Source organism: Candidatus Hydrogenedentota bacterium, assembly GCA_012730045.1.
In the GTDB taxonomy this organism is placed as follows: Bacteria; Hydrogenedentota; Hydrogenedentia; order Hydrogenedentales; family CAITNO01; genus JAAYBR01.
Map to the genome: position 1 here is coordinate 1 of JAAYBR010000098.1, position 21,863 is coordinate 21,863.

At 68.1% G+C, this 21,863-nt stretch carries 15 protein-coding genes; 7 read left to right on the forward strand and 8 right to left on the reverse strand.

The genetic code is table 11. From position 1 onward, the window contains the following. Positions 1 to 578: 578 nt before the first annotated feature. Both GXY15_10035 and GXY15_10040 read left to right on the forward strand, forming a co-directional pair. On the forward strand, positions 579 to 1,217 hold the full coding sequence (locus GXY15_10035; GenBank protein ID NLV41549.1) for a hypothetical protein: 639 nt from the start codon (positions 579 to 581) through the stop codon (positions 1,215 to 1,217). A gap of 15 nt (positions 1,218 to 1,232) precedes the next feature. Next, a complete protein-coding gene (locus tag GXY15_10040; GenBank protein ID NLV41550.1) occupies positions 1,233 to 9,554 on the forward strand; it encodes a hypothetical protein in 8,322 nt (2,773 codons plus the stop codon). Between the two features lie 347 nt (positions 9,555 to 9,901). On the opposite strand, the gene GXY15_10045 is transcribed toward GXY15_10040, so the two are convergent. The 4 genes from GXY15_10045 to GXY15_10060 all read right to left on the reverse strand — a co-directional run bounded on the left by GXY15_10045 (position 9,902) and on the right by GXY15_10060 (position 13,597). Then, positions 9,902 to 10,750 (reverse strand): TIM barrel protein, encoded by an 849-nt coding sequence (locus GXY15_10045; protein NLV41551.1) that lies wholly within the window; start codon positions 10,748 to 10,750, stop codon positions 9,902 to 9,904. 57 nt (positions 10,751 to 10,807) lie between these two features. Then, positions 10,808 to 12,085, reverse strand: coding sequence for a Gfo/Idh/MocA family oxidoreductase (locus tag GXY15_10050; protein ID NLV41552.1), 1,278 nt, complete (start codon positions 12,083 to 12,085; stop codon positions 10,808 to 10,810). A gap of 136 nt (positions 12,086 to 12,221) precedes the next feature. After that, on the reverse strand, positions 12,222 to 13,073 hold the full coding sequence (locus tag GXY15_10055) for an SDR family oxidoreductase (GenBank protein ID NLV41553.1): 852 nt from the start codon (positions 13,071 to 13,073) through the stop codon (positions 12,222 to 12,224). 32 nt (positions 13,074 to 13,105) lie between these two features. After that, on the reverse strand, positions 13,106 to 13,597 hold the full coding sequence (locus GXY15_10060) for a hypothetical protein (protein ID NLV41554.1): 492 nt from the start codon (positions 13,595 to 13,597) through the stop codon (positions 13,106 to 13,108). A 214-nt stretch (positions 13,598 to 13,811) separates the two neighbouring features. Between GXY15_10060 and GXY15_10065 the strand changes: the two genes are divergently transcribed. The 3 genes from GXY15_10065 to GXY15_10075 all read left to right on the forward strand — a co-directional run bounded on the left by GXY15_10065 (position 13,812) and on the right by GXY15_10075 (position 16,699). Beyond that, positions 13,812 to 14,576 (forward strand): HAD family hydrolase, encoded by a 765-nt coding sequence (locus tag GXY15_10065; GenBank protein ID NLV41555.1) that lies wholly within the window; start codon positions 13,812 to 13,814, stop codon positions 14,574 to 14,576. A gap of 8 nt (positions 14,577 to 14,584) precedes the next feature. Beyond that, complete coding sequence (locus GXY15_10070) at positions 14,585 to 15,964, forward strand: MFS transporter (protein ID NLV41556.1); 1,380 nt, start codon at positions 14,585 to 14,587, stop codon at positions 15,962 to 15,964. Positions 15,965 to 16,141: 177 nt separating this feature from the next. After that, the gene (locus GXY15_10075; GenBank protein ID NLV41557.1) at positions 16,142 to 16,699 is read left to right on the forward strand and encodes a hypothetical protein; all 558 of its coding nucleotides are present in this window, start codon (positions 16,142 to 16,144) and stop codon (positions 16,697 to 16,699) included. 100 nt (positions 16,700 to 16,799) lie between these two features. On the opposite strand, the gene GXY15_10080 is transcribed toward GXY15_10075, so the two are convergent. Then, on the reverse strand, positions 16,800 to 17,246 hold the full coding sequence (locus tag GXY15_10080) for a GatB/YqeY domain-containing protein (protein NLV41558.1): 447 nt from the start codon (positions 17,244 to 17,246) through the stop codon (positions 16,800 to 16,802). A 104-nt stretch (positions 17,247 to 17,350) separates the two neighbouring features. Here GXY15_10080 and GXY15_10085 point away from each other — a divergent pair, with 104 nt between their 5' ends. Next, a complete protein-coding gene (locus tag GXY15_10085; protein ID NLV41559.1) occupies positions 17,351 to 18,100 on the forward strand; it encodes a methyltransferase domain-containing protein in 750 nt (249 codons plus the stop codon). Positions 18,101 to 18,286: 186 nt separating this feature from the next. Next, on the forward strand, positions 18,287 to 18,679 hold the full coding sequence (locus GXY15_10090; protein NLV41560.1) for a sigma-70 family RNA polymerase sigma factor: 393 nt from the start codon (positions 18,287 to 18,289) through the stop codon (positions 18,677 to 18,679). A 7-nt stretch (positions 18,680 to 18,686) separates the two neighbouring features. Here the strand turns inward: GXY15_10090 and GXY15_10095 are convergent, their stop codons facing one another. The 3 genes from GXY15_10095 to GXY15_10105 all read right to left on the reverse strand — a co-directional run bounded on the left by GXY15_10095 (position 18,687) and on the right by GXY15_10105 (position 21,804). Then, the gene (locus tag GXY15_10095; GenBank protein NLV41561.1) at positions 18,687 to 19,625 is read right to left on the reverse strand and encodes an NTP transferase domain-containing protein; all 939 of its coding nucleotides are present in this window, start codon (positions 19,623 to 19,625) and stop codon (positions 18,687 to 18,689) included. Continuing rightward, positions 19,625 to 20,191, reverse strand: a complete 567-nt coding sequence (locus GXY15_10100; protein NLV41562.1) for an O-acetyl-ADP-ribose deacetylase — start codon at positions 20,189 to 20,191, stop codon at positions 19,625 to 19,627. The genes GXY15_10095 and GXY15_10100 overlap by 1 nt, the downstream gene beginning before the upstream one ends. A gap of 239 nt (positions 20,192 to 20,430) precedes the next feature. After that, entirely contained in the window at positions 20,431 to 21,804 is a 1,374-nt protein-coding gene (locus tag GXY15_10105) for a VCBS repeat-containing protein (protein ID NLV41563.1), read from the reverse strand. Positions 21,805 to 21,863 lie beyond the last annotated feature (59 nt).

Genomic DNA, 21,863 nt, shown 5'->3' on the forward strand with positions numbered 1-21,863 from the left:
CGCCCCCTGGGCTCGCCAAGCTCCAGCTTGGCCTCTTGGGTTCTTCCGCGCGGGCCTGTTCGATCCGTGTTTCCCCGAAAGCCAAGGGGAAGCGTGGCGATCCCAGGGGCGCGGCCGCTCCAGCGAACCCGGTACTTTCTTGGCAGGCGGCCACCCCGGGCCGCCGCGGCAATCTCTTGTCGGAAGACCTCGGGTTTTCCATACCTCATGGGTGAGCACGCCCCTTCCACGCCGCAGCCGCTTTCACTGCGGATCCCCAAGGTGTGCGTTCCTTCGAACACGTCCGCGACCGGTTCTTATCCGGCGATCCGAACTGAAAATAGTGCTTGACTCTGGGAGCCTTTTGGGGTAGCATTCTTGTGACAGAGGGAAGAGTTCCGTGTGCGGAACGGACGTGAGTGTCGGTTGTGACGGGCGGAGACAAGTGCCGTGGGCACTTGTGGACAGTTTATGCTTGTTCACCGATTTAGGGCACGTCCAAGGGCTGGTTTCGGACACGGCGCGCTCTCCCGGCGTTCGGGGGGCATGCGTTTCGCGACCCGTTCAAGGCGGTCCACAACCGTGAAAGGGTCGTCGGCATGTTGAAACGCGTCCTCTTCCCCATGATGGTGCTCCTCTGCGGGGCACTCCTCCTCCCCCCACCGGCAATGGCCGCCAACGAGCGGGACATTGACTTCGACTGGATCGGCACCATGCTCGACACCCTGCTGTCCGGGTTCATCCCGGGGCTCGGCGTCCGGCTGGCGGATGCCGACCGCGACGGCGACGGCATCAACGAAGATGATGCCCTCGCCCTCCTCAGTGCCGTGTTGCGGGGGGGCACCCGCGTGCCCACCTCCGTCATCAGCGCCGCCGACCAGGAGCAGATACGGGCGGACTTCGTGGCCAACCGCGACGCAGTGCACAATGACTTTCATGTGTACGGAGAAAGACAGTTACTATTTTTCCGGCCGGCCGATGAATTCCTGCGGGGACAGTACGGGAACGAGCGGATTCCCTCCGTGCTTACCGACGTGCTCGGTGCCCATGGCGGGTCCCTGACCAGGGAACTGTTGCTGGACTACATGGCCGGACTCGTCACCATTGGCAACAACACCACCTCGTTCACGGCCATCAATGGTGACTTCATCGGCAAGCTGATTGACGCCCTGTGCGCCAGCATGGAGAATCAGGACCTTGCCGGCTTGGACAACATGTGGAATTTGCTTCGCGCATAGAAGAGCAACAACGGTGTGTATCTTAACTCCGGAAACAGCGCCTACCGCCGCTGGGGCACGAGTCCCACCTCCGGCAGGCGCAACGTGTTTGGCCCCGGCGGAAACTTCAACAACACGGGCAACACCAACCTCCAGAGCTACTCCGCTGCGGGTGGCGTGGCGATCCTTCCCACCGCCACCACCTGGCCCCCCAACACCTGGCGCGAGGCGTTCATGACGGGGGAGGGGATCACGCAGCATCCCATCCGCATCACGAACCAGCCCGCTGGCACCCCGCAGGTCACCCACATTACCAACGGCGACCAGAAAGTGAGCGGTTCCTGGACGCTGGGCACCGGCTGGGACCGGTGGAACCAGGGGCAAACGGACTTTGGAGGGCCAGAGTATTTCTGGGTGCTCCGGAAAGCCGCCGGCAACACCAACGAGGTGACGCAGACCCAGGCCCAGCAGCCTGCGGCGGCCAAGATCACCGAGGGCGTGACCTACCGTGTGGAGTTCGCCTACCGGTGGACCAACGACGATGACGCGACGCAGAGCGCAAACGGAATCAGCGTGGCTCTGGGCACCAGCGTTTCCGGCACCTTTACCTCCACCAACGAAAACTGGCACAACGAGGTTGTCTACCTCACGGCTGGCGGGGCAAACCCCTCCTTCCGCATCATCCCCACGGCGAATTTCGCAGGCCTCGTGGACAACGTGCGCGTGAAAGTGGCGGCGTTGTCGGGGGACGAGTTGGACCTGGGTGTCGTCACCCATGTCGGCGGCACCGGTCCCATCACCCGGGTCTGGGAGGATGCCCACAGTTTCCCGAGCTCGGAGGGGGGAAACCAGCTCAACAACGGCTCTTTTGGAGACAACCCCACCGACAATGCCCGGTGGACTCTTGGGTCTTTCGGCTGGCAGGAAAATGGCGGGCCCCTTAGCGTTATCCCCTCCGAGCGGGTGAGGAAGACCGCTAACGGAACAGGAGCGCTGGTGCAGCTTTCGACCAGCATGAAGCGTCCGCTCATTCCGGGGCAGCGCTACATTGTCAGCTACACCATCCGCCTCACTGCGGGCACCGTGCAGGCCTCCCTGGGCGGCACTGCGGGCCTGGTCCGGACCTCCCCCATCGGGGCGGCCAACAACGCGTATGGGGCCTCAGGGGGGGATGGCTCTTTCCCGAACTGCGAAATGATGAAGGAATTCATCGTCTGCGGGTCCGGCACGCAGGACTTCCGCATCACCCCCAGCAATGATGCCCGGTGCGAGATCACGGTCTGCGATGTCCGCCTGTTCAACTACTACGAACTCGACCCGTACTGGACGGGCGACCCGCCCGGCAGCCGGACGCCGGATTTCGTGGCCGACGGCAACGGCTACGCCGGCCTGGCAACGAACCACCTCCAGTTCTCGTACCTGCTGCCCAGCCACAACAATATCAAGCCGTGGCTGCGCCACTCGGACACCTACACCTCGCCGACCTATACCTCCGCGACCATCTACAACCCGCCCGATCCGCTTGGGGCGGTTCCGCCGAACGCGATTGCGGCGGACGCCCTGGGCGGCCGCACGACACGGATGGCCGTCATTGAGGTCGGCTGGCGGGCGCCTGAGATTTACCCGCAGCCGACCGACCAGACCGTGCCGCAGGGCGGCACCCTCACGCTCACCTCGGGTGCGCGCGGCGGCGACAGCGTGCCCACCTACCAGTGGCAGAAGAACATCTCCGGCACGTGGACAAACATCGCCGGCGCCACGTCAAAGACCTACACGAAGTCGGGCGTGGTTTCGGGCGACGCCGGCCAGTACCGCCTTCTGGCGACTTGGCCCGCCCCGACGTCCATGAGCATTGGATCCAACATCGTCACGGTGACCGTGGTCCTGCCGCCGAGCATCGTGTCGCAGCCTGTCGGCGGAAACAAGGCCGTGGGCGGCAGCCATGACTTCTCCGTCACCATCAGTGGCGGCGTGCCCCCCTACACCTACGGCGGCTACGTGAACGGCGTTTGGGCCGCAGACATCGGGCCGACTGCCGACACCACCGCGACTTTCACGCTCAGCCCGCTGGTGGCCGGCAACCAGGCGGACTACTTTATCCGCATCACCGACAACTCCGGCGCGTGGGTGGACACCAACACGGTCACGCTGACGGTGCTCGCCATTCAGACGCAGCCCGTCCCGGACACGGCGACCACGGGAACGGCCGCGTCCTTCTCCGTCACCCCGCTCGCCGGCAGCGGCGTGCCCGGCTACACCTACCGGTGGTTCAAGGACGGCACCCTCATTCCCGGCGCCACCAACGCCACCTACGACATCGCGGCCTGCGTCATGGCCGACGCGGGCAGCTACACCTGCGAGGTGCGCGACAGCGCCGGCGCCATTCTGGTGTCCAGCGCGGCCGTGCTCACGGTGAATGCCGCGGCCATGTCCGTCAACATCGCCGCCGCCCCCGCGAGCCCGATCTACCTGACCCAGAGCACCACGCTCACGGCGACGGTGAACGGCGGCTCCGGGTTCGCCAAGACCTACCGGTGGCAGAAGGGCGGGGTGGACATCCCCGGCGCCACCAACGCCACGTACGTGATCGGCTCCGCCACCGCGGGCGACGCGGGCGCCTACACCTGCATCGTCGGCGAGGCGGGGGTCCGTCCTCCGGCGGCCCTGGTCACGTCCAGCACCCTGCCCCTCGCGGTGAACGTCGCGACGATCAGCATCGCCCCGCAGCCCTCGGGCGGGTCGCGGTTCGTCACGCAGACGTTCAACTTCAGCCTCACGGCCACGGCGCCCGCCGGCACCCTGTCCTACCAGTGGCAGAAGTACAACACCGCGACGTCAACGTGGGTGAATGTGGCCGGCGGCTCCGGCGCCACCACCGCCTCCTACACCACGGCGGCCCTCACCCTGGCCGACGCCGGGGACTACAGCTGCCTGGTCACCTGCACGGCGAACCCCACCCCGCAGCGCAGCAACACGGCGACCCTGGTGGTCAACCCCCGCACGCCGGTGCTCACGGGCCCGAACAGCCCGACGGTCTATGTCAGCCAGACGGCCACGATCACCGTGGGCGCGACGGAGCCTCTGGGCGGCCCCATGAACTACCAGTGGCAGCGGCTCAACGGCGCGGTGTGGGAGAATGTGGTCGGCGGCTCCGGCGCCACCACCGCCTCCTACACCACCCCGGCCCTCGCCATCGGTGACAACGGCGCGCGGTACCGCTGCATTGTCACCAGCACGGCCGACGGATCCACCGCCACCAGCGCCGACGGCGTGGTGACGGTGCAGAACATTCCGGTGAGCATCACGGTCCATCCGTCCAACGCCACCCGGTACATTTCCCAGACCGCGGTGTTCTCGGTGACGGCGGCCGCGCCGCCCGTGGGCGCGAACACCTACCAGTGGCAGCGGCTCAACGGCGCGGTGTGGGAGAATGTGGTCGGCGGCTCCGGCGCCACCACCGCCTCCTACACCACCGCGGCCCTGGTCCTCGCGGACAACAATGCGCAGTTCCGGTGCGTGGTCGGCAACACCCTCGACCCGGGGGCTTCGGCCAACAGCAATGCGGCCACCCTGACCGTGCAGATTGTCCAGGCCGCCATCACCACCCAGCCCGTGGGCGGGTCGCGGTTTGTCAGCGAGTCCTTCACCTTCTCCGTGGAAGCGACGCCCCCGCCCCTCGGTTCGCCGACTTACCAGTGGTACAAGGACGGCACGCTCATCTCCGGGGCCACCAACTCCACCTACACGCGGTCCCCGCTCGTGGGGGCCGACTCGGGCAGTTACACCTGCGTGGTTGGCAACACCGTGAATCCCGGCCAGGGAACGGTCACCAGCAATGCGGCCGTTCTCACGGTGACCGAGTCCCCCATCGTGTTCTCGCAGCAGCCGGCGGGCGGACAGAAGTATGTCGGCGGCTCGCACAGCTTCACCGTGGCGGTCACCGGAAATGTCGGCACGGCCACCTACCGGTGGCAGAGTGCAACGGCTCTCGCCGGGCCTTACACGAACATCGCCGGCGCGACCAGCGCCACCTACGACATCCCGGTTCTGGCTCTGGCGAACGAGCGGTACTACCGCTGCTGGGTGGGCGACAACGCGCGGCCCTCGCAGCTGCCCGAAGTCCTCTCCAACCCCGTCCTGCTGGAGGTCCGGAACCCCGTCTCCATCTCGGTGCAGCCGGTGGGCGCCAACCTCGCCGCAGGCGCGTCGCACACCTTCAGCGTCACCGCCGCGGGCGGTTACACCCCGCTTAACTACCAGTGGTACCGCGGCGCGGTCGCCGTGGGCGGCAATTCCGCCACGCTGGCCCTCACCAACCTCACCTACGCCGACCAGGGCGTGTACACCTGCGTGGTGTCTGACAGCCTCACCAGCACGGCGACGACGGCCAACCGGACCCTGACGGTGCTGGAAATCCAGTCCCAGCCGGCCGGCGGCGACAAGGTGCCCGGACAGTCCCACACCTTCTCCATCGTGGTCACGCCGAACAGCGGCGTGCCCGGGTACACCTACCAGTGGAAGAAGGACGGGACGAACATTGCCCAGACCGGCAGTTCGTTCACCATCGGCTCGCTCGTGGCCGGCGACACGGGCACCTACACCTGCGAGGTGCGGGACGCGGCAAACGTCCTGATCGTCTCGGCAAACGCGGTGCTGAACGTCACGGCCAACCCGATCAACTTCACCACCCAGCCGGCGGGCGGCGCCATGTGGGTCACGGAATCCCACAGCTTCCAGGTGGTCTGCACGGGCGGCACCGGCGCGCTCACCTACCAGTGGGAGAAGCACGATGGCGCGGCGTTCGTGCCTGTCGGCGGCGCCACCAGCGCCACCTACACCATCGGGTCGCTGGCCGATGCGGACTCCGGCCGCTACCGCTGCCGCGTCGGCGACACCACGCGGCCCCCGGAGCCCTACGCCTACTCTGACGAGGCGGTGCTGACCGTGAGCCTGGTCGTGCCCAACATCACGGCGCAGCCCGAGGGCGGGGCCAAGTACTTCACGCAGTCGCACACCTTCAGCGTGACCGTGGCCTCCCCGCCCGTGGGCTCCCTCTCCTACCAGTGGCAGAAGGACGGGGCAAACATTGCCCAGACGGGCAGCTCGTTCACCATCCCCAGCCTCGCCGCCGGCGACGCGGGTGACTATCAGTGCCTCGTCACCTGTTCGGCGAATCCCGTGGCCACGCCGGCGACCCCGTCCAGCCTGGTCACCCTCTCGGTGTCGAACATCCCGGTCACCATCACGGACCAGCCCGACCCGGCCACCCGGTATGTGAGCGAGTTGGTCTCCATGACCGTGGTGGCGGAGAGCCCCGCGGACACCACCGGCACCATTCTCTATGTGTGGCAGAAGAACACCGGCACGTGGACGAACATCGGCGTCACCACGCCGACCCTGACGCTGAACAACCTGCAGACCACGGACGGCGGAACCTACCGCTGCCGCCTGTACAACAACGCGAACCCCGCCGGAACCTTCGTCTACACCGACCAGGTGGTCCTCACGGTGAACAACATCCCGGTCTCCATCACGGCCCATCCGGCCCCGGCGACCCGGTACATCTCGCAGACCGCAGTGTTCTCCGTGACGGCCGCCGCGCCGCCGCTGGGCGCAAACACCTACCAGTGGACCAGGGACGGGGTGGACATCCCCGGCGCCAACTCGGACAGCTACACCACCGGCGCCCTGACGCTGGCGGACAATGGCGCCCAGTTCCGGTGTCGTGTCAGCAACACCCTCGACCCGGCGTCCATTGACACCAGCAACGCGGCGCAGCTGACGGTTGAGATTGTTCCGGCTGCCGTGGTCACAGACCCTGTTGGCGCCACGAAGTACGTCAGCGAGTCCCACACCTTCTCCGTGGTGGCGGCGGTTCCGCCTGCGGGCGCGCCGACCTACCAGTGGCAGAAGAACGGGGTGGACCTTCCCGGGCAGACGGGCGCGTCCCTCGACCTGACCGACCTGCAGCTGGCCGACAGCGGGAGTTACCGCTGCGTCGTCGGCAATTCCGTGAATCCGGCTGGTCAGGGCACGGCCAGCAGCGCTGCGGCCCTGCTCACGGTGCAGCTGTCCGCGCTCACCATCTCCACGCAGCCCCTGGGCGCGCAGAAGGTCGTGGGCGGCAGCCACACCATGACGGTGGCGGCCTCCGGCGCCTTCGGCACGGTCACCTACCAGTGGCAGAAGGACGGCGCGGACCTTGTCGGCGAGAACGCCGCAGGCCTCGTTCTGTCCGACCTCCAGCTGACCGACGGCGGGTCCTACACCTGCCTGGTCGGTGACGCCTCGCGCACCGGCGGGGACCGGATCGCCTCGAACGCGGCGGTCCTCGAGGTGCGGGTGCCCGTCTCCTTCACCGCCGACCCGGTCGGCGCGAACAAGAAGGCCGGCGACAGCCACACCTTCACCGTCACGGCGGCGAACGGCTACATGCCCTACACCTACCAGTGGTACTGCGGCGCCACGGCCGTGGGCGGAAACTCCGACACGCTGGACCTCTCCAACCTGACGGCGGCCGACCAGGGCACCTACACCTGCGAGGTCACCGGCGCGGGCGGCACCTCGTCCACCAGCGCGGGCGCCCTGCTCACGGTTCTGGCCATCCAGACCCAGCCCGCCCCGCAGACGGCGGACGTGCACGCGCCTGCCGCCTTCTCCGTGGTCGTGGCCGCCGGCAGCGGTGTGCCCGGGTACACCTACCAGTGGCGGTACAAGGGCGCGGACATCGCCGGCGCGACCGGCGCGACCCTGACCCTGCCTGACTGCCAGGCGGGCGCGCCGGACGGCGTGCCGGCTCCGGTCAACCCCACGGGAACCGAGGGCGAGTACTCCTGCGTCGTCACCGACAACGCCGGTGTGGTCCTCGTGTCCGACGGCGCGGTCCTGACGGTCACCGCCGATCCCCTGACGTTCTCCACGCAGCCCGTCGGCGGCAGGGCCTATGAGGGCGGCTCCTTCACCCTCACGGCCGCGCTGCAGGGCGGCTACGGCCCCGCGTACACCTACCAGTGGAGCAAGGACGGCACGGACATCCCCGGCGCCAACGGCGCGACCTATGTGGTCAACCCGGTCACGGCGGCCTCCGGCGGTGTCTACACCTGCGCGGCCGGCGAGGCGGGCATCCGCCCGGCCCAGCTGCCGCTCGTTGTGTCGGATCCCGCCACCCTGCAGACGGCGCCGGCCCTCGCGGTCACCGCGCAGCCCGTGGGCGCCCACCTCTACGTCGGCGAGACCTTCACGGCCACGGTGGCGGCCACCGGTGGTTTTGGGACGCTCACGTACCAGTGGCGCAGGGACGGTGTGGACATCGGCGGGCAGACTGCGGCAACCCTGACCATCACCGGGGTCGGCGCGGCCGACGCCGCGTCTTACACCTGCGCTGTCTCGGACGAGCACACCGCGACCGTCGTCTCCGACGCCGCCGTGCTTCAGGTGTCGCCCAACATCACGATCACGACCCCGCCTGTTGGCGCTGATCTGAACCCGGGTGACTCGTATACCATGACCGCCGCCGCCACGGGCGGCAAGGGTGCCCTGACCTACCGCTGGACCCGCGGCGGGACCGAGGTGGGCTTCGGCCCCAGCTACACCATCGCCTCGGCGGGCATGGCGGATGCCGGCATCTACCGCTGCGAGGTGACGGACAGCGGGACCCCGGTGCCCCAGACCGTGACTTCGAACCCAGCGTTTGTCAACATCAACGCGGTGTTCGGATTCTCGCGTCAGCCTGCAAGCGAGAAGAAGTACATCGGGGAGGACCTCGTCATCAACTGCGAGGTGGTGTTCAACACGGGCGACGTCACCTATGTCTTCTACGACCCGCTCGGGCAGGTGATGGAGGGGTACTTCGCGTGGCCGGTCAATGAGCGCCGTTTGGGCAACCTGCAGGAGGCGAACTCCGGCAACTACTACGTGGTCGTGACGGACGACATGGGCACGCCCACCGACACGTCCGACGATCAGAGCATCACGTCGAACAACGCGCTGATCACAGTGCGGCCGCACCTCCAGATCGTCACGCAGCCGACGGGCGGCGAGGTGCCTCTGGGCGGCTCGGTCACCCTCACGGTGACCACGTCCGGCGGCCACCTGCCCATTGCCTACGAGTGGCGCAAGGAAGGCAGCCCGGCGTCGCTTGGCAACTCGGCGACCCTGATCCTCACCGGTCTGGCAGAAGGCGATGCGGGCACCTACTACGTGATGGCCATGGACAACCACACGGACATCGTCGAGTCGCAGCACGTCCAAGTGTCGGTCAAGAACGTCGGCGCGCCGGCGGCGGCGGGCCTCGGCCTGGCGCTTCTGGCGGCCCTGACCGCCCTCGGCGGGGCGGTGACGATCCGCCGCCGGAAGTAACCGAATCAACAGCGGGCGCCGCTTCGGCGGCGCCCGCTCACGGCAATACAACCGCCGGCCCGCAGAAGCGGGTCGGCGGTTTCTCTATGCCATGAGAGTGCCCATCGCATCCATCGCGCCCAACAGACCTGTCGGACCGGACCCGTCGGACCCGTCGGACCCGTCGGACCCGTCGGATCGGTCGGATCGGTCGGATCGGTCGGGGCGACAGGGGCGGTCGGGGCGACAGCGGTGGATCAGAGGGCGCGGGGGGGCGAAAAAAAAGAACCGGCCCGCCGCAAAGGGCTGCGGCGGGCCGGGGGTGTTTCCGGCAGGCGGGGCGCTTCGGCGCGGCGCCCGTCTGGCTCCTACAGACCGAGCACCGTGTCCATCTCCCTGGAAATCTGCGTCATGCGGTCCTTGTCGCCGCCGTTGACCTCCGCCGTGGCCCAGCCGTTGAAGTCAATGGCCGCCAGTTCCCTGCGGACTTCCGCCCAGTTGGCGCTGCCCTCGCCGATGTTCACGTCGAATCCGGGCCAAAGGCCCTTCTCTTCCATGATCTTCTTGCTGTAGTCCTTGATGTGAATCTTCTTGATCCGCTTGCCCAGCACTCGGACCCACTGCTCGGACCAGCCATAGCGGAGGATGTTGCCCACGTCGAAGTACGCCGCCAGCCAGGGGCTGTCCAGCTCGTCCACGTAGCGTGCCATTTCCAGCGGGCTCAGCAGGAAGTTGTTCCACACGTTCTCGACCAGCAGCGGCACCTTTTTCTCGGCCGCGTAGGGGATGGCCACCTCCCGGTAAACCTTCTGGGACCGGGCGTACAGCTCGTCGTAAAACACCCCGTCCTCCACCTTCCCGGGCACGATCAGCACCGAGTCCGCCCCGACGGCGGCGGCGTAGTCAATGCTCTTGGGGATGTCGTCCAGCGACCAGCCGTGGACCACGCCGTGCACTTTCATGCCCGCCTCCTCGGCGGCCTTGTTCAGCACGTCGGGGTCCACCTCGTTCGGGCCGACTTCAACGCCGTCAAACCCCACCTCCCTGAGCAGCTTGAGCTTGTCGGCCGGGCCGCCGGACACCTTGGCCATGCCCAGCCCCACGGCCTTCTTGATCCGTCCCCTGAGGGAGACGTCCTCCGCGGCGCACGAGACGCCCGAGAGGGCCGTCACCCCCGCTGCCACCGCGGCCATTTTCAAGAAATCGCGTCGTTCCATCTGTTTGCTCCATGGTGCCGGGCCCTTCCGGGCCCGGCGGTTCGCACGGGTTATGTCCTAGAAGTAGCGCCGCCCCTTCTGTCCGGGCACGGGAACGGGGTTGGCCTCCAGGTCGCCGAACTGGAGATCCTCGGGGACCAGCGCCAGGTCGGAGTTCATGCACTGGTCCCAGGTGACCGTCTGGCCGCTGTACGCGGCCATGCGGGCCATCACCGCCGCGGCGTTGCTCTTCACCATGTAGTCGCCGTTGTTGATCACCTCCCCCGCGCGGATCGCGCGGAAAAGGGCGTCCAGCTCGTTCTGGTACATGTCATCGGGCTCCTCGGAGGACCACTTCCACGCGTCCCCGCCCGCGGGCAGGATCGTGTGCTCCTGAATCTTGGCGGTCCCCTTCGTGCCGTAGACATTGTCATACACCGCCGTGACGGCGTTCTCCCACTGGCGGCACGAGCTGAAGGCGCGCACGCCGTTCTCCCACTCGAAGACCGTGTTGAAATGGTCCCAGACATTGCCGTACTTCGCGTCCGTGCGCACCGTGCGCCCACCGCTGGCGGTGGCCTTCGTGGGCGGCGCGTCGCCCATGACCCACATCATCTTGTCCAGGCTGTGGATGTGCTGCTCCACGATGTGGTCGCCCGAAAGCCAGTCGAAGTAGATCCAGTTGCGGAGCTGGTACTCCAGCCGCGACCACTCCTTCTTGTCGCCCCGGTGCCAGAGGCCGCTCGTGTTGTAGACCGTCTCGATGGTGACAATGTCGCCCACCGCCCCGTCCTGGACCCGCTTGATCGTCTCCCGCTTCTTGTTCTCATAGCGGTAGCAGAGGCCCGAAACGACATTCAGCCCCTTCTTCGCCGCCTCCTCGCACGTCGCCCGCACGGCGCGGAGCCCCGGTCCGTCCACCGCCACCGGCTTCTCGCAGAAACAGTGCTTCCCGGCGTCCACCACCGCCTTGAGATGGGCCGGACGGAACGCGGGCGGCGCGGCCAGCACGACCACATCGCACATCTCCAGCAGTTTCTTGTAGCCGTCGAGGCCCGAAAACTTGCCGCCGTCGTCCACGGACACGCGGTCCTTCGCGGGGCCCTTCTTCAGGCTTTTCAGGCTCTCCTCGATGCGGTCGGCAAAACCGTCCGCCATCGCCACCAGCCGCGTGTTGGGGTCCGCCAGCAGGGCGTTCTGCATGGCGCCCGTGCCGCGCCCGCCGCAGCCGATGAGGCCGAGCTTGAGTTCTTCGGCGGAGGCGGCCCGCGCGGCGCGCGACGCCAGGGTCATGCCCGCGAGGGCTGCGCCGCCGGCAATCATGAAATCGCGGCGGCTCTGGGAGGAAATGGACATGCGATGCTCCTGCGGGCGGCCGGCATCAGACCGGTCCGCCGGTTGTCGGTGAACAGGGGAAAACCCTTTTTCCGAAGCCCTATCAAACCACTTTCGCCCCGGCGTTTTCAATCTTGCGGCGGCGAAAAAAGGGCGGTCACGCGCTGTCGGGCGGGCCGGGGCGCGTGTTGCGGCGGGCGGCCTGGAACTTGGCCAGCTTTCCCCGCGTCATGCGGCGGACGACCCACCGCACCAGGCGGGGAGACAGCCGGTTCAGGCGGGCGAGCCACCGCGCATGGGCGGTGATGAACACCACGGGCCTGCGCCGGTGCAGGGCGCGCAGCATGTCCGCCGCCGCCTTCTCCGCCGGCAGGACCAGCCACTGCGGCACCGGGTCGGGATTCCCCGTGTATTTCCCCTCATTGTTGACGCTGCGGATCTCGCTGGCCACGAAGCCCGGGTTGATGCACGTCACGGACACCCCGTGCTCGTCCAGCTCGTGGTAGACCGACTCGGTCAGGGACATCACGGCGGCCTTGCTCGCGTTGTACGCCGACGTGGTGGGGCTGCCAAAGCATCCGGCGAGGCTTCCCACGACGCCCAGCCGCCCCTTTGACCGGATCAGGTGGGGAAGGACCGCCTGGATCGTGGCGATGACGCCGAAGAAATTCACCTCAAACTGGCGCCGGTAGTCCCCGAGGGTCAGCGCCTCCAGGCATCCGGAAACGCCGAATCCCGCGTTGGCGACCACCACGTCTATGCCGCCCAGCGCCTCCGCGGCGGTGTCTGCGGCGGCGCGCAGCCCCTCCGCGTCCGCCACATCGCACGCGCACACCAGCGCGCGCCCCCCGGCGGCCTCAATGTCCCGGCTTACCTGCTCCAGCCGGTCCGGCCGCCGCGCCACCAGGGCCACATTCGCCCCCTCCGCCGCAAAGGCGCGCGCCAGCGCCGCGCCGATGCCCGAAGAGGCCCCCGTGATGAACACCGAAGCGCCCTCAAACCGCCGCATGGCTTTTGTCCTCCCGGGCGCGCCGCCCGAACCTAATGGATACGCTTCAGGGCGCGCCCCTGGTACCAGAGGTTGTTCCCCTTGATCTCCGCGACAATGCTGATGTTCTGCCCCATGGCGCTGGCCGTGGCGCTCACCTGGTTTCCGGAGACGTTCCACGTTCCCCCCACCGCGCCCACCATCTGGTGATGCGCCACCAGCTGCCCCCCGGGGTTTAGCTGAATCTGGATGGTCCCGTAGGGCGTCGGCGCCTGCCAGGCGGTGCCGGGCAGCGTGGCGGCGCTCAGGCCCGACTGCGCGGGCATCGCCGGCGCCGGCTGCGGGGCGAAGGCCTGCGGCGGCGGCGTCTGGGCGGCGGGGGCGGCCGGGGGCGGGGCAAAGGCGGGCCCCGGCGCGGCCGCTGGGGCCGCCGCGGGGGCGGTGGCTGGGGCCGGAGGCTCCCGCAGGGCGTTCATCACCAGCGGCGCGGCCAGAAAGAGCACCACCAGGATGATGACGATGATCGGGAACTTGCTGTTGTCCATGGGTATAACATCCACAGGGGACGGGGGGTGCCGCCAAACCAGACACCAGCCCGCGCCCCTACTCTTGGGATAATACCCCTTTTCGCCGGATGGTTCCACCCCGGGCCGGGCTAACACCTCCTGAACAATTATGGGGTATGATACTTCCAGCATGCCGGACGGTGGCCGGCCTCATGCCGCGGGACGCGGCAAACCCTCCCTTTGGAAACAGCCCATGAACACGCCAAGAAACTACCTTATAGACATGGACGGGGTGCTGGTGCGGGGACGCACGGCGGTCCCCGGCGCGCAGGACTTCATCGCGCGCCTGCGCGGGCGCGACGCCAAATACCTCGTGCTGACCAACAACCCCATGTACACCCCCGCCGACCTGGCGCACCGGCTCCAGAACAGCGGGCTCGACATTCCCGCCGACCGCATCTTCACCTCCGCCATGGCCACGGCCCAGTTTCTGCACTGGCAGCGCCCCCGGGGCACGGCCTTCGTCATCGGCGAGAGCGGCGTGACCAGCGCGCTCCACGAGGCGGGCTACATCATCACCGACCACGCCCCGGACTACGTCGTCCTCGGCGAGACCACCTCGCTGAACTTCGAGTCCATCACCAAGGCCATCCGGCTGATCGCCGGGGGCGCCCGCTTCATCGCCACCAACCCCGACTCCTCCGGCCCCACGGAGGACGGCATCGTGCCCGCCTGCGGGGCCATGGCGGCGCTCATCGAGCGGGCCACGGGCCGGTCGCCCCTGTTCATCGGCAAGCCCGCGCCCCTCATGATGCGCAGCGCCATGAACCACCTCGGCGTCCACTCCCAGAACACGGTCATGGTGGGCGACCGCATGGACACAGACATCATCGCCGGGCTTCAGGCGGGCATGGACACCATCCTGGTGCTCAGCGGCGTCACCGCGCCCGAGGCCATAGACCGGTTCCCCTACCGCCCGACCTGGGTGCTCAACTCGGTCGCCGACATCGAAGTGTAGGGGGCGCGATGGTCCGCATCCCCCTCTTCGGCAGCATGCGCGAGCTCGGTCCCCCGCCGAGGTATTTCCTGCTGTTCGTCGCGGTGAACGTTGTCTCCTGGCAGAACATCGTCGGCCCCTCCATGGTGCTGCTGGCGCGCAAGATCGGCATGCCCGAGTTCTTCGTAGGCATGATGCTCTCGTTCCTGCCCTTCACCTCCGTGCTCATGCTGCTCACCGTCCCCTGGGTGCCCCGGCTGGGACCCAAGCGCGTCATGATGTGGGCCTGGGGCCTGCGCAACATCATCTGCTGCATCGTCTTCACCCTGCCTTTGGCCCTCGCCTGGGGAAGGCCCCAGTTTTCGTGGGTTGTCTTCGGCACAGCCATCCTCGGCTTCTGCGTCATGCGCGCCCTCGGCGCGGGGGGATGGCTTCCCTGGCTCCACGAGATCGTGCCCGCCGGCCAGCGCTCGGCCTACTTCAGCAGCGAGACCGCCGTCACCCAGGTGATCAACGTGCTCATCATGCTGGCCCAGGCCGCCCTGCTCGCGGGCGGCGACGCGGGCATAGACCGTTTCCTCGCCATCTACGCCATCGGCATCCTGATGGGTTTCTGGAGCCTTCTGTGGATGCGCCGCATTCCCGGCGGCACCGCCGTGGAGGGGATGAGCGCCGTCCGGTTCCGCGAGGAGTTTCAGACCTGCGCCGCCGCCGTGCGCGACGCCTCCTTCCTCAAATTCATGCTGGTGGCCTCCTTCGGCATCTCCAGCATGTCCTGGTTCGGCGCCGCCAATGTCATGTACATGCGCGACGTGCTGCTCCTGCCCGACAGCGCCACCATGTCCATCAACGCCCTCTCCAGCCTCGGTGTCCTGTTCACCGTCGGATCGTGGGGCCGTTTCACCCAGCAGAACGGCAGCGGCCGCGCCATGTTCAAGAGCCTCATCGGCCACGGCTGCGCCGTGTTCACCGTGCTGCTGCTGCCGGTCGGCTCCCCCTTGGCCGACTACGGCATGGCCGGGGTCATGGTCCTCGGCGCCGTTTTCTGCGCCGCCTTCAACGTTGCGGCCAACCGCGCCATGCTCAACCAGGTTCCGGAAACCAACCGCGTCGGCTATACCGCCGTCTGGACCGTCATCACCGCCCTCGCCCTCGGGATCACGCCCCTGCTCGCCGGCGCCGTCATCGGCGCCTGGGGCCTGCGCGGCTTCCAGACCTGCTTCGTCATTTCGTCCGCCTGGGCGGTGCTCGCGGGCATCGTCAGCCTCTGGACCGTCCACGACAGCCACCTGGTGCCTCCGTCCGTCACCGCCATGCTCAACCCCCTGCTGCCCCTGCGCACCCTCGGGCGCATCCTCTGGATCACCATCGGCCTGGATGAGAGCAACACCCGCCCCCCCTCGGAATAACGCGGGACGCCGATGCGGGGGCAGGGGATAGGGGATAGGGGGGGGCGCTCCCAGGCTTCCCATGATTTCCCCCCTTCCCATCTCCGGGAATAAGCGGGCGCACCGGATGTTAACCATGGTGAACGCAAGGTTCAGAGATAAACAACCGGCCGGCCACTGGCGGTCAAGGAGAGTCAAATGAGCGAAAACAAACAAACCCCTGAGGTTGTGGAAGAATCCCCCAAGGGCGGCTGCGGATGCAACTGTTCCTGCGGCGGCGAGTCGGAGGATGCGCCGTATGTCTGGGAAAACCAGGCGTCGCCCAAACCGCCCAAGAAGACGGGGCGCAGCCTCCTGCTGATCCTGTTGCTCGGCATGCTGTTTGCGGGCGGTCTCAGCATGGCCACCGCCATGGCCGGCGACGGTTCGGCCACGGCCGGAACGTCCTGCGAGGGCAGTGCCTGCCCCGTCATGCGTCTGAAAGAGGCGGTGTTCCCGTCGAAGGCCTCCTGCGGTGACCAGGAAGGCAAGAGCTGCGGCGAGAAAGTCGGCGCCTGCCCCGTGAGCGGCGCGTCCTCGGAAGCCGCGCCGGCGTCAGGAGAGGCGAAACTCCACGAAACCGCCGCGCCCCGCGTGGACGCGTCGGTGCAGGCGCAGACCGTGAGCGCCGCCCTGGCCTCCTCCACAACGGAATGCCCGGCGGACAAGAGCACCTGCTGCAAGGGCAAGAGCTGCGGCGGGAAAGACAAGAAATAACCGGCCGACCCCCGACGGCCTGAAACGAAGACCTCCTCCCTGGTGATGTGACCCATCCCCTGGAAATGCCGGAGCGGACCCTTCGCTCCGGCATTTCTCCTTATTGCCCCAGCGCCTTCTTGCAGAGTTCCATGAGCATCCGCCCGTCGGCCAGGTCGCCCAGCTCCTTCTTCAGCGCTCCGGTGAGTTTCCCGGCGTGGTTAACCTCGGGGTGCTCCGCAAGATAGGCCCGGATGCGCGCCTCGAGGTCGGCCTCGCCGAGCTGCACCGGCAGGAACTCCTCAATGATGGCGATTTCCTGCTCCAGCTGCTCCACCATTTCCAGGCGGTTCACCTGCCGGAAGGTCTCCATGCTCTGCTGGCGCTTCTTCACCTCGGCGCGCAGGGCGGCGACCGCCTCCTCGTCGCTGACGCCGTCGGCGTGGGGCGACTCCTTCTCCTTGAGCAGCAGCGCCCCCTTCGCCATGCGCAGGGTCTCCGTGCGCAGGGTGTTCCGGTCCTTCGTCGCCTGCTTGATGCCTTCCTGAATGCGCTCGCGAATGGTCATGATGGGGCCTCCTTGCCCGTGCCGGGGACATGCTCCCCGCGCGGGGGATATGCTACCCTGTTCCGCGCGGCCGCCGCAAAGAAACGGCAAAGAGGAGACGACCGATGGAACTGCCTCCCATGTTTTTCGAGGTGCACCGCGACATGCCGCGCCAGGGCCCCGGGTCCGACGATTCCACCCTCCGGGCCCTGCGCCTGGCCGGGCCGCTCCCCACAGCCCCGGACATCCTGGACATCGGCTGCGGCCCCGGCGCGCAGACGCTCTGCCTGGCCCGCGCCACCGGCGGCCTTGTCACGGCGGTGGACACCCATCAGCCTTTCCTCGACGATCTGGCGGCCAGGGCCGCCGAGGCCGGCCTGTCCGAAAAGATCATTCCCCGCAACCAGTCCATGTGTGCCCTGGCCGACCCGGACGGCGCCTACGATGTGGTCTGGTCCGAGGGCGCCGTGTACTTCATGGGTTTCGAGGCGGGGGCGGGCGCCTGGCGCCGCCTGCTGCGGCCCGGCGGCGTGCTGGGCCTGAGCGAGGCTGTCTGGCTGACGGACACCCCGCCCGCGGAAGCCCGCGCCTTCTGGGATTCGGAATACCCCGCCATCACCTCCGTCGGGGAAAACCTCGACCTGCTGGCCCGTTCGGGCTACCGGGTCCTCGGGCATTTCATCCTGCCCTCCTCCGACTGGATGGACGGATACTACCTGCCCATCCGCGCGCGGCTGGCCATCCTGCGTCCGCTCCACGCCGGGAATCCCGGGGCGCAGGAGGTCTTCGCCCTGGAAGAGCGCGAAATCCGCATGTACGAGGAGCACGGCGACAGCTACGGCTACGCGTTCTTTGTCGCCCGCCGCGACGACTGATCCCCGGCCTTTCCATGCCCTCATAGCCCCGGCATAGGCGCGCCGTTCCCCGCCGCGCAAATCAAAGCCCCGGCATCGAATAGTCATTCACCGGGCAAAGTACTTTTTCGCGCGTCCCCCCGCACACTCTCCGCGCAACACCAACCTGCGGACCGTTTGCGGCCCGCCAACACGGGGAGACGCGCGATGAAGCACGCCGGAGACTATGAGGACGCACTGGAGAAGGACGAGAGCCGGGGGAACCGCCTGGGGGTGCCTGTGGCGCCGGAGCGGCTGCGGGACCTGCCCGCGTCGCGGGCCATGTGGTACGAGAGCGACGAGGACCTGCGCGAGCGCCTCGCGGCGGGAAAGGTGCGGGAGCGCCGCCTGCGCTGGGTGCGCGCGGCGCTGGCGCTGCTGTGCACGCCCCGCGAGCAGGCCTGCGTGCGGTTCTATTACTTCGGGGGGCTCGACATGCGGAGCGCCGCGGCGCGGGCGGGCACCAGCCCCGCGACGGCCTGCCGCGACCTGCGCTCGGCGGTGGCCAAGCTGCGGGAGGCGGCGCGGGCCCTTCCGAAGGACCACTTCGATGGGGAATGAAAAGGGGTCAGGCCTGGAGGCGGGCGGTCCGCGTGATGACCATGTCCGACAGGTCGGCCCCGTCATCCAGCACCGCGCCCGGCATGACCACGCAGCGCTCCAGCCGCGCGGGCCGCCGGATTTCCACCCCGTCGCCCAGCACCGTCTCGACCAGCTCGGTCCCCGGCGCGATGCGGCAGCCCCCGCCGGTGAGCGAGGGGACCCCGAGCGCGGCCAGCCGGCGGCGGGAGCAGGCGACCAGGTCGCCGATGTAGGTGAGGTTCATGTCCCACGCCACCACCGGCACGGCGCGCACCTCCAAATCGAGGTCCACGAGGATCTGGATCGAGTCCGTCAGCTCGTACTCGTCGCGCAGGGACGTGCGCGGGGTCCGCCGGATCGCGTCGAAGATGTGGAGGCTGAACAGGTACAGGCCGCAGCCCTTGAGCATGCTCTCGACGAAGCGCGGCTTTTCGATGACCCGCAGGACACGCCCGTCGCCGTCCGTGCGCACGCTGAAATTGCGGCGCACCGCCTCCACGTCCGTCTCCTCCCGCACGGCCAGCGCGGCCGCCGCGCCGCGCGCCTCGAACTCCGCCACCAGACGCTCCGGCCGGTCCATCTCGAAGAAGATGTCGCCGAGGAAGAGCAGGAAGGGGCGGTCCACAAGCGTTTCCAGCTGGCCGACGGCGTGGGCGAGGCCCAGCCGCTTCTCCTGCTCCACATAGCGCAGGCGCACGCCGAAGGCGGACCCGTCCCCCAGCGCGGCGGTGATGCGGTGGCCCAGATGGCCGATGACCACGAGGATGTCCGTGACGCCCAGCGCCCGCAGGTGCTCGATCTGGTAGACGAGCAGGGGCTTGTTGCAGACCGGCGCGACGGGCTTGGGCACCTCCTCGCCGAAGGGGCCCATGCGCGAGCCGTGGCCCGCCGCCAGAATCACGCCCAGGTACTTGCCGTCCGGCATCACTCCTCCTCGTTTGCGGGCGGGGCCGCCGCCTCGGGCAGACCGGCCAGCGCCGCGCGGAACGCCCGCAGCACGTCCGGGGCAAACAGCAGGAAGCGGACCTTCTTCAGGCCGGGACGCTTCCGCAGGAAGTCCGCCGTCGTTCCCAGCGCGACGCGCGCGGCCTCCTCCGGGGGATACCCGTAGACCCCGCAGCTGACGGCGGGAAACGACACCGTCTCCAGCCCGTGCTCCAGCGCCAGCCGGAGGCACTTCTCATGGCACGACGCCAGCATCTCCGCCTCGCGGCCCCGCCCGTCGCGGTAGACCGGGCCCACCGTGTGGATCACATGCCGCGCCGGGAGATTGTGGCCTTTGGTGATCTTTGCGTCCCCCGTGGCGCATCCGCCCAGCGTGCGGCACTCCTCGAAGAGTCCCGGCCCGGCGGCCCGGTGGATCGCGCCGTCCACGCCGCCCCCCCCCAGCAGCGTGCTGTTCGCCGCGTTCACGATGGCGTCCACCCGCTCCCGCGTGATGTCGCCCGCCGCCAGTTCCAGCACCGCGCCGTTGATGACCACCGCGTCCATGATGCGCCCTTTCCATGCCGCCGCGGACATTGTGGGCCAAACCCCCGCGCCCGCGCAAGCGGGAGGGGAATGGCCGCAGGAAAAGCGCACCCCCCGGGAGGCATGGACAGGATGGACAACATGGACAGGATGGACAACATGGACAGGATGGACAACATGGACAGGATGGACAACATGGACAGGATGGACTTTGTCCGTGAGGGTCCGTGCAAGTCCGTGCTGGTCCGTGCTCCCCGGCCCTAGAACAGCACCACGTCCACCCGTTTCGCGTTCTTGCCGCCGGGGTGGAAGAGGAGAATGTCCTCCGCCGGGTTGCCGTTGAGGGACGCGGGTTCGGCGATGCCGAAACTGGGCACCTCCACGGAGGCGCAGGGCTTGGAGGCGAGAAACTGTTTCTCCTCCCCCGCGCGGACCACCAGGGTGTCTGCGGACTTCCCGTAGGCCACGTCCAGCCGGCCGTCGCCGGTGAAGTCGCCGAAGGTGTAGGCCACGCGCTCGCGGCCCTCCGGCGCGTCCATCGTGAGGTTGGTGGAGAAGGTGGGCTTCTTTCCGAAGTCCGTCCCGTTGAACAGGTACACCTCGGAGTGGATGGCGATCTTGCCGCGCACGAAGTAGTTGATGAAGTTGGTCACGCCCAGGGGAATGCTGATCTGGACGATGTCCTGCCGCCCGTCGCCGTCCACGTCCTTGAGCACCGGCGCGGACACGCCGCCTTTGAATGTGAACTCCGCCGCCGGCGTTTCCGGGTAGGTGAAAGGCTTCTCCGCGAGGTAGACATGCGTCTTGGCGACCATTTTCACCGTGCCCTTCACCTGCGTCACCACCAGGTCGGGCAGGCCGTTTCCGGAGATGTCCTCCATGGCCGTGTGGGCGTCCCACTTCTCGTCCAGCGTCATGGGCACCTTGAACCGGTGCGTCTCTTTCCACCCCTCACCGGAGGCGAAGTCGGCGTACTCGTCGCTGAGAAACGCGAGGGCTTTCACCCTCTCCCCGGGCAGGGTGAACGGGTGGACCGCCGGAAGCCGGTGGGTGATGTGCGTGGACTCATAGCGGCGGATTTCGCTGCGCACGTCGCAGGCGACCGTGGCCACCGGGCCGTCCAGCCGCTGCAGGAGCAGCCCCGACGGCGACGGGATCAGCCAGACATCCCGCCCGTCGCCCAGCAGGTCCACGGCGGCTTTCTTGAGGAAGACAGGCTCCCGCGAGCCGCAGGGAAGGAGGGAGGGGAAGCGCGCCCCGCCGGTCTTCTCAAACGCGCCGTTGCGGAACCCGTGGACCGTCGCGCCGTAGGCGTCCAGCACGACCACCTCCTTGGGCGGCGTCCCGTCGCACTCCGCCAGCAGGACGGCGCCGGACATCTCCGGCAGGGGGAGGGTGGCGCTGGGCGAGGCGGGATAGCCCCCGGCCTCATCGGCGAGGAAGAGCAGGACCTCCTTGTCCAGGGGCGACGCCTCCTCGTCCGAGCAGAGGAGCAGCACGTCCGTCCGGCCGTCCCCGTTCATGTCCCCCTTTTCCACGTCCCACACATTGACCCTGGCCGACAGGGCGAAAACCTGCGGGGATTCCCCGGCCGCGCCGAGCAGCGCGGCGAGCAAAAGACATGCGCACCCCATGGGAACGTCTCCTGGCGGTTGTTACAGGCGTCCGCGGGGCGGACGGCACCGCCATAATA

Bases quoted from the DNA above. Each gene is read 5' to 3' on its own strand.
- GXY15_10070 (NLV41556.1), top strand. From the start codon at position 14,585: ATGGTCCGCATCCCCCTCTTCGGCAGCATGCGCGAGCTCGGTCCCCCG.
- GXY15_10045 (NLV41551.1), bottom strand. From the start codon at position 10,750: ATGGAACGACGCGATTTCTTGAAAATGGCCGCGGTGGCAGCGGGGGTG.
- GXY15_10050 (NLV41552.1), bottom strand. From the start codon at position 12,085: ATGTCCATTTCCTCCCAGAGCCGCCGCGATTTCATGATTGCCGGCGGC.
- GXY15_10080 (NLV41558.1), bottom strand. From the start codon at position 17,246: ATGACCATTCGCGAGCGCATTCAGGAAGGCATCAAGCAGGCGACGAAG.
- GXY15_10090 (NLV41560.1), top strand. From the start codon at position 18,287: ATGAAGCACGCCGGAGACTATGAGGACGCACTGGAGAAGGACGAGAGC.
- GXY15_10085 (NLV41559.1), top strand. From the start codon at position 17,351: ATGGAACTGCCTCCCATGTTTTTCGAGGTGCACCGCGACATGCCGCGC.
- GXY15_10055 (NLV41553.1), bottom strand. From the start codon at position 13,073: ATGCGGCGGTTTGAGGGCGCTTCGGTGTTCATCACGGGGGCCTCTTCG.
- GXY15_10060 (NLV41554.1), bottom strand. From the start codon at position 13,597: ATGGACAACAGCAAGTTCCCGATCATCGTCATCATCCTGGTGGTGCTC.
- GXY15_10065 (NLV41555.1), top strand. From the start codon at position 13,812: ATGAACACGCCAAGAAACTACCTTATAGACATGGACGGGGTGCTGGTG.
- GXY15_10100 (NLV41562.1), bottom strand. From the start codon at position 20,191: ATGGACGCGGTGGTCATCAACGGCGCGGTGCTGGAACTGGCGGCGGGC.
- GXY15_10095 (NLV41561.1), bottom strand. From the start codon at position 19,625: ATGCCGGACGGCAAGTACCTGGGCGTGATTCTGGCGGCGGGCCACGGC.
- GXY15_10075 (NLV41557.1), top strand. From the start codon at position 16,142: ATGAGCGAAAACAAACAAACCCCTGAGGTTGTGGAAGAATCCCCCAAG.
- GXY15_10035 (NLV41549.1), top strand. From the start codon at position 579: ATGTTGAAACGCGTCCTCTTCCCCATGATGGTGCTCCTCTGCGGGGCA.
- GXY15_10105 (NLV41563.1), bottom strand. From the start codon at position 21,804: ATGGGGTGCGCATGTCTTTTGCTCGCCGCGCTGCTCGGCGCGGCCGGG.